At 68.1% G+C, this 7,163-nt stretch carries 9 protein-coding genes; 4 read left to right on the top strand and 5 right to left on the bottom strand.

Going from position 1 to position 7,163, the window contains the following annotated elements:
• Positions 1–356 (bottom strand): alcohol dehydrogenase catalytic domain-containing protein (locus VIP82_RS04270; protein WP_331906042.1); only part of this gene is annotated, 356 nt, incomplete at its 3' end.
• Positions 357–413: 57 nt separating this feature from the next.
• Positions 414–1,265 carry an alpha/beta fold hydrolase gene (locus VIP82_RS04265; protein ID WP_331906041.1) on the bottom strand — a complete coding sequence of 284 codons (852 nt, stop codon included), beginning with the start codon at positions 1,263–1,265 and terminating at the stop codon, positions 414–416.
• Positions 1,266–1,374: 109 nt separating this feature from the next.
• On the opposite strand from VIP82_RS04265, the gene VIP82_RS04260 reads away from it, so the two are divergent.
• Positions 1,375–2,022 carry a TetR/AcrR family transcriptional regulator gene (locus VIP82_RS04260; RefSeq protein WP_331906040.1) on the top strand — a complete coding sequence of 216 codons (648 nt, stop codon included), beginning with the start codon at positions 1,375–1,377 and terminating at the stop codon, positions 2,020–2,022.
• Between the two features lie 147 nt (positions 2,023–2,169).
• Here the strand turns inward: VIP82_RS04260 and VIP82_RS04255 are convergent, their stop codons facing one another.
• A complete protein-coding gene (locus VIP82_RS04255; protein ID WP_331906039.1) occupies positions 2,170–2,772 on the bottom strand; it encodes a TetR/AcrR family transcriptional regulator in 603 nt (200 codons plus the stop codon).
• A 169-nt stretch (positions 2,773–2,941) separates the two neighbouring features.
• Between VIP82_RS04255 and VIP82_RS04250 the strand changes: the two genes are divergently transcribed.
• Positions 2,942–3,655 (top strand): SDR family oxidoreductase, encoded by a 714-nt coding sequence (locus VIP82_RS04250; protein WP_331906038.1) that lies wholly within the window; start codon positions 2,942–2,944, stop codon positions 3,653–3,655.
• Positions 3,656–4,039: 384 nt separating this feature from the next.
• Here the strand turns inward: VIP82_RS04250 and VIP82_RS04245 are convergent, their stop codons facing one another.
• Positions 4,040–4,867 carry an SGNH/GDSL hydrolase family protein gene (locus tag VIP82_RS04245; protein ID WP_331906037.1) on the bottom strand — a complete coding sequence of 276 codons (828 nt, stop codon included), beginning with the start codon at positions 4,865–4,867 and terminating at the stop codon, positions 4,040–4,042.
• On the bottom strand, positions 4,864–5,703 hold the full coding sequence (locus VIP82_RS04240) for an SGNH/GDSL hydrolase family protein (RefSeq protein ID WP_331906036.1): 840 nt from the start codon (positions 5,701–5,703) through the stop codon (positions 4,864–4,866). The genes VIP82_RS04245 and VIP82_RS04240 overlap by 4 nt, the downstream gene beginning before the upstream one ends.
• Before the next feature lie 80 nt (positions 5,704–5,783).
• Here VIP82_RS04240 and VIP82_RS04235 point away from each other — a divergent pair, with 80 nt between their 5' ends.
• Both VIP82_RS04235 and VIP82_RS04230 read left to right on the top strand, forming a co-directional pair.
• Complete coding sequence (locus tag VIP82_RS04235; protein ID WP_331906035.1) at positions 5,784–6,767, top strand: Gfo/Idh/MocA family protein; 984 nt, start codon at positions 5,784–5,786, stop codon at positions 6,765–6,767.
• Between the two features lie 63 nt (positions 6,768–6,830).
• Positions 6,831–7,163 (top strand): hypothetical protein (locus tag VIP82_RS04230; RefSeq protein ID WP_331906034.1); only part of this gene is annotated, 333 nt, incomplete at its 3' end.

Raw genomic sequence — 7,163 nt, 5'->3', positions numbered from 1 at the left:
TCGACGGCGCTGATCGTGGCGGGGCGGTGGGCGACGTCTGCTTCGTCGATCGCGATGCGCTCAGCGAAGGTGCCGATCCGGTGATCCCGGGGACGTGCGTAGACCTCGTCGCCAGGCTTGAACCCGCGCACCTCTGCACCGACGCGGATCACGGTCCCGGCCACGTCATGGCCAAGGGTCAGGGGGAGTTTGTAGGGCAAGATCTGCTTGAATGCCCCGGTACGGATCCTCTCATCCAGCTGGTTCAGGCCCGCAGCGATCACCCGGACGAACACGTCCCGCTCGCCGACCGTGGGCTCGGGCACTGTTGCTTCGTGGAGGGGGTGCTTGTACTTGTCGAAAATGAAAGCTCGCATGGTGTCGTTCCTCGTGATGTTTCTTGTGTCTGATGGTGTGATGCCGGCGCCGGATGGTCAGCGGCGGAGGAACGTTCGGGTGGCGTTCGTGACGGCACCGTGGTTCTGGAACACGACCCCGTGGCCGGAGTCGGGGTAGATCCGCACGTCAGCGGCAGGGAAACGTGCCGCAAGCAGGTCAGCGTTCCCGGGCGGCACCATCCGGTCGCTGTCGCCGTGCATGATCAGCACCGGCCCGGTGAATCCCGCACGCGCGGTCGGGTGCTGCTGTCCCCACCGGTTCACCGCTCGCAACTGTGCACGGAACACTCCCGGAGTGATGGGCTTGTCCCGTCCGGCGCGGCGTCGCTTCAGACGCGCCTGATAGGCCCGGGCTGCCTGCTTTCCGCGGGGGGTGCGGGTGAAGAACAGAAGCGTCGTCGGGTTCGTGAACGTGGCCACCCCGCGCAGGATCGTGCGGACGGTGAAACCGGTCATCTCCGTCAGCCCGGGACCGCCCTGCGGGCCGGACCCGGCAAGGATCAGCCGGTCGACGAGCTCCGGGGCCTGCGTGATGATCGCTTGGGCGACCATCCCACCCATCGACAGCCCGAACAGATCCACCCGGGAGAGCCCGAGCGCCCGGATGACCGCGATCGCATCGGACGCCATGTCCTCAACGGAGTCCCGAACCGTGCCAGTGGACGCGCCAGCGCCTCGGTAGCCGATGAGGATCACTCGGCGGTCTCGTGCGAGTGGGTCCACGGCCTCCGGGTCCCAGCTGTCCAGGTTCGCGCCCAGGTGCGTGAGCGCCACAAGCGGAACACCGTCGCCGGTCCCAAGATTGCGGTAGACGAACTCGGTGCCCCCGACTGCGACCGTCGGCGTCGGCGTCTGAACGAACGACGCCGGAGCTGTTGGCTGCGTCATGATCCGGCCCTCGACTGCTTCCTCATGGTCTCCTGCGCTTCACTTCCTCGAATAATCCGAGTAAGCTCAATTGTGAGCCCACTCAATAAGTTTGTCAAGAGAGGTCGTCATGTCGGAGCACCTGATCCCGCTCGGACGACGCGAGCGTGCAAAGGAAGACAAGCGCCGGCGCATCATGGCCGCCGCGGGTGAGCTGTTCGCGGAGCGCGGCATGACGGGGGTGACGACGCAGCAGATCGCCGACCGAGCCGATGTCGCGATCGGAACCCTCTTCCTCTACGCATCGACGAAGGCGGAGATGTTGATCATGGTGCAGAACGAGAAGTTCGCTGCCGCGATCGACGACGGCCTCGCTGCCGCAGAGGCCGCCGAGCGATCCGATGCCACCACGCGAGATGCCGTGCTGGCGCTGGTGGGCCCGGTGGTGGCATGCATTCGGGAGCAACCCGAGAACGGCCGCACCTACCTCCACGAACTCGTCTTCGGAGACCCGACCGAACCTCACCGCCGCGAAGGACTGGCCCTCTCCGTGCGCCTCGAGGACGGACTCGTTCGCACCCTCACCCACGACAGCGCGCTCACATCTGCCGATGCGGTGACCCTGGCACGGGTGATCACTGCGATCATCCACATCAGCACCACCGCCACCATCTACCTGCACCGCACAACAGGCGAAGTCCTCGACGACATCCGCCTGCAGATCTCTGCCGTCCTACCCCGCCGCCCATTTGCCGCATCGACGATGGCGACCGCGTGACCGTCACGTGCACCGGCTCCGATGGACCCCAGTCCGCGGAGGCGGCTCGGGTGCTGATGCCAGTCGGAACGCCCGGTGCCGCGCACGACGGCCCGGCAGAGCAACGGGTCCACGCCTCCGTCGGCCTCGGCTTTGCCGACGACGCGGTCAGCGAGTCAGCAGGGCGCCGGTCTGCTGCCTGATCTCCTGCACGATCTCCTCGACACTCAAATGAGTGTTCACACTGGCGGCCATGGCGAGGAACATGATCGCGGAAATAGTGCGGGCGCGGGTCTCGGCCTCGTGCTGCAAGACGCGTGGATCTCGGCGGAGCAGGGCGGCGTACGCCTGCTCGGTTCGTTCGACGATGGCGAGTGCTTCCGCGTGATGCGGCTCGGTGGGGTCGCCGAAGACCATCTCACGCAGGTAGGTGCGACCGTTGTCTATCTGGATACGGTTGCACTCCACGATCGGGCGCACGATCGCCATGATCGCGTCCGTCGTGTCCGGGGTGGCATCCGCCGCCGCTCGCCCACGCTCGAGAGCGGCGGCGTAATGGGCATTCTGGACCAGGAGGAGCAACTCGCCCTTGGACTTGGCGTACAGAAACAGGGTGCCTGTGCCGATATCGGCCTTGTCGGCGATCTGCTGGGTGGTGACGTCGTCGACGCCGTGCGCCGCGAAGAGCTCGCTGGCGGCGGCGGTGATGCGATCGAGCTTGGCTTGCTTGTTCCGTTCGCGCCGACCCGAGGGTGCAGAGGTGACAGACATGACGGGTCCTTCCGGGAATAGACTGTGACTCGACTCAGTTATGAGCATAGTCACTGTTGCATGGGCTCGGATGTGCTGTCGCTCATTCTCCCACGCCCCGGCAGCCCACTCCGCGGCTGGCTCACCCCTCAGGGACCCTCCCTGTCCCCACCGAATGAAAGAAGCACTCATGCCCTCACTCAACGGCGCCGTCGTTCTCGTCACCGGAGCCAACGGCGGAATCGGCACGCAGTTCGTGCGCGAAGCCCTCGCGCGCGGAGCAGCCAAGGTCTACGCCACCGCCCGCACCCCTCGCGCCTGGAATGATGATCGCATCATCCCGCTCGCACTCGATGTCACCGACCCGGCCTCCATCCGGGCCGCCGTCGACGCTGCGCAGGACGTGACCGTGCTGATCAACAACGCCGGTGCCTCACCGTCGACTCCGGGCATCCTCAGTCACACCGACGAGGAGATCCGCGCCAACGTGGAGACGAACTTCCTCGGCCCGCTGTTCCTCGCACGCGCGTTCGCGCCGGTGCTGTCGGCGAAGGGTGAGGCGGTCATCATCGACATCCACTCCGCCCTGTCCTGGTACGCTGTCGCCGGCATCTACAGCGCTACCAAAGCCGCCCTCTGGTCTGCGACGAACTCGCTCCGACTCGAGCTCGCCCCTGCAGGCGTTCACGTCGTGGGCGTGCACGTCGGCTACGTGGACACCGCCATGGCCGCAGAGGTTTCCGACCCGAAGCTCGACCCGGCCGTGCTGGTGTCCGAGGTGTTCGACGCGACGGAGGCCGGAGCGCACGAAGTGCTCGCCGACGACACGTCCGTTCAGTTGAAAGCCGCACTCTCGGCGCCTCTCGAGTTCGTCTACCCGCAGCTCAGTGGCACCGCCGCATGAACTCACCCCCACCCGCTATCGGGTGTCCACTGATACACCAGAACCGCCTCCCGTTGGCGTGGAGTCGTTCGGGTGCAGCCGGCTCCAATCGTTGATCCATGGCGAGGCCGCATCCCATGTACGACGAGGGATGCGGGCGGTCGTCCGTCCCGTGCCGTGGAGATGAGCTCCTCGGCACTCGGGTGCGGGTGCACACATCAGGACGAACGGCCCGGGGTCTCCGGGCCGTTCGTTGCGCAGGAGGAAGAGTCAGACGCTCGTCGACGCTAACCCGCGTTCGCCTGCGCCGCACTGCCCCGAACGGGGGCAAGTTCGCACACGAACGACCCGGGGTCTCCGGGTCGTTCGCATCTCACGCGAGGAAGTGCGCGTGTGGTTCGGGGGTCACTTGAGCGCTGGCCGCAGGGCGGCGGCGTACGCCTGGTACCCGGCGGCGTTGGCGTGGAACGAGTCGTTCGATCGCAGCCAGTTCCAGTCGTTGATCCACGGTGAGGCGCTGCCGATGCCGTGCCCGGTGAAGGGCGCCTCGACGTCGACGTACACGGCGCCGGCAAGCACCGATGCGCCCTCGATCGCGTCGTTCAGCGCGACGGTGCCGGTGTTGACCCGTGTCGCCCACTGGTAGCGCGAGGTCGGCTCGAACAGCAGCGGGTATCCCGTGACCACGACCCGGGCGTTCGGTGCCTTCGCCCTGATCGCCGCGATCGCGGCGCCCACGTTCTGGGCGAGCACACCGTTCTGCACCATCGTCTCGCCGGCGACGATGTGCGACTCGCACGTGCTGTTGACCAGCACGAAGCAGTTCTGCATCACGTTCGCGAATCCGACATCGTTGCCGCCGACGGTGAGGGTGACCCTGACGACGTTCGCCGGAAGCGCCGGAACCTGCTTCGAGATCACATCGGCCGTGGTGGCCCCGCGGCAGGCGGGACGCGCGGCGAGCGCGAGGTTCGCGTCGGCATCGAGCAGCGCCGGGTACCCCTTCGAGCTCGTGTAGCAGCTCGTCTCGAGGTAGCTGCCCGCACCGAGGCCGGCCGCGTAGGAGTCGCCGAGCGCCGCGTAGGCGAGTTGGGAGTTGCCGCCGCCGCCACCGCCGGGTTTGCCCTTGCCCGTGGTCGCGGCCAGTGCCGGCGAGGCGATCGATCCGAGCGCGACGACCGCCGTGAGGAACGCCGCAGCGAGTGCGACGCGGCGCCGAGACGGCGCGATCACGGTACTGCCAGAGCGGCGACGAGCGCGTCGCGGTAGGCGGAATAGCCGGCGGCGTTCGGGTGGAGGAAGGTGATCGGGTCACTCGGGTTCTCACCGAGCCAGGAGGCGCCGGAGCCGACGCCGTGGCCGAGGAACAGGCCCGTCACGTCGACGTAGCCGACATCGATACCGGATGCCGCGGCGCCGGCGACGCCCGCTGCGATGAGCGAGTTCATCGCGCCGGTGAGCGCGTTGACCTGATCGGTGAGCGGCTGCAGGTCGGGCTGGAACGGGATGGCGTAACCGGTCACCAGGATCTCCGCCCCGGGAGCTGCCGTTGCTGCCGCCGCGACCAAGCCGGCGATGCCGATGCTCAGCTGCCCGGAGGCGAGATACGCCTGGGCGGCCCCGATGGCCGCGAGGCACGCCTCGTCCGGTGACGGCGGCGTGCATGCCGCGAGGATACCCGTCAGGTCGACCTCGTTCGCTCCGACCGTGAGGGTCACGAGCGTCGTGCCGCGGTTCAGCTGCGAGAGCTGGCCGGCCGCGACATCCGCGATGGTCGCCCCGCTGCAGGAGGGATTGCGCAACAGGTTCGTGCGCGGCTCGGCGTCGAGGAGGGTCGGATAGCCGTTCGGGCTCTGGAGGCATGCGTCGATGTAGCCGCCTGCCCCTTGACCCGCTGCGACGGAATCGCCGAGGGCGACGTACTTGGCGACGGTCGACGAGGATGAGGGAGACGAGGGTGGCGCGGCAGCTGCCGGGCCGGCGATCCCTGCGGGGATTGCCACGAGAGCGATGATGGCCGCGGCGGCGATGCCGGTCACGCGGCCCTTCCAAGCGAGAACAGCCGTCATGACTGAACGTTAGACCCCATCGTGAGGATTCCGCATGATCCCCGAACAGGGGGAAGGCCTCAGCGGAATAGGCTGTCGTCATGACGGAACGACTGCGGTGGGGCATCCTCGCGACCGGCGGCATCGCGCACGCCTTCGCCAACGACTTGAAGCTGAACGGATTCACCGTGCAGGCGGTCGGGTCGCGCTCGCAGCAGAGCGCTGACGCGTTCGCCGCCGAGTTCGGCATCCCGAACGCGCACGCCAGCTACGAAGCACTCGTCGCCGACCCCGAAGTCGACGTGATCTACGTCTCCACGCCGCACCCGCTGCACGCCGCCGGCGCCACCCTCGCGCTCGAGGCCGGCAAGCACGTGCTCGTCGAGAAGGCGTTCACCGTCAACACCGCCGAGGCGCGAGCGCTCGCGGAGCTCGCGGCGGCCAAGGGCCTGCTCGTGCTCGAGGCGATGTGGACCAGGTACCTGCCGCACATGGCCCGCATCCGCGAGATCATCGCCGCGGGCACGCTCGGCGACGTGCGCACGCTCATCGCCGACCACACGCAACTGCTCTCCGACGACCCCGCCCACCGCATCAACGCGCTCGAGCTCGGCGGCGGGGCGCTGCTCGACCTCGGCATCTACCCGATCTCCTTCGCGTGGGACCTCTTCGGCGCTCCCGCGACGACGCAGGCATCGGCGACGTTCAAGTCCACCGGCGCCGACGCGCAGGTGGCCGTCGTCTACGGCTACGAGGGCGGGCGCATGGCCTCCACCATCTCGGCGAGCGACGTGAAGGGACCGAACACCGCGGTCATCCTCGGCACAGAGGCCCGCATCGAGATCGACCACGTCTGGTACACGCCGACCACCTTCCGGGTCGTCGCCGCCGACGGAACGCTGCTCGAGGAGTACCACTCGGAAGTCGTCGGTCGCGGGATGCACTTCCAGGCCGAGGCGGTCGAACGGCACGTCGCCGCGGGAACGCTCACCGGCGACCTGCTGCCGATCGACGAGACCGTCGCGATCATGGCGTCGCTCGACGAGATCCGTCGGCAGATCGGCCTCGTCTACCCGGGCGAGTGATCACGCGCCCGATCGGGTGCATGATCAGGTTCTCTTGAGGATGGCTCGCGTAGGATCACCCGGGTGAACGACGAGACGGATGCCGCGGGGGAGACCCCCGACGACGGCGACCCCTCGATCGAGACCGCTGCGGCCGACACCTCGGCCGCTGAGACCGTCGACATCACGACTCCCGAAGCCGAAGCCGAAGCTGAAGCTGAAGCCCCCGAGGCGACCGAACCGCCGAAGTCGGGCGTGCTCGCCGCGATCGCCGCATTCGCCCGCAGGCACCGCCTGCCGCTCATGGTCGCCGGCGGCGTCGTCGCCTTCGGCCTCATCGGCGCCGGCGCGGTTGCGGCCGGCATCGCGAGCGGCGGCGGCGGAGCGGCATCCGCTGCCCTCACGACGACCCCGACG

This window comes from Microbacterium sp. (genome assembly GCF_036566905.1).
In the GTDB taxonomy this organism is placed as follows: domain Bacteria; phylum Actinomycetota; class Actinomycetes; order Actinomycetales; family Microbacteriaceae; genus Microbacterium.
Note: the sequence above shows the minus strand (reverse complement) of the source record. Positions and strands in the feature narration are given on the sequence as shown.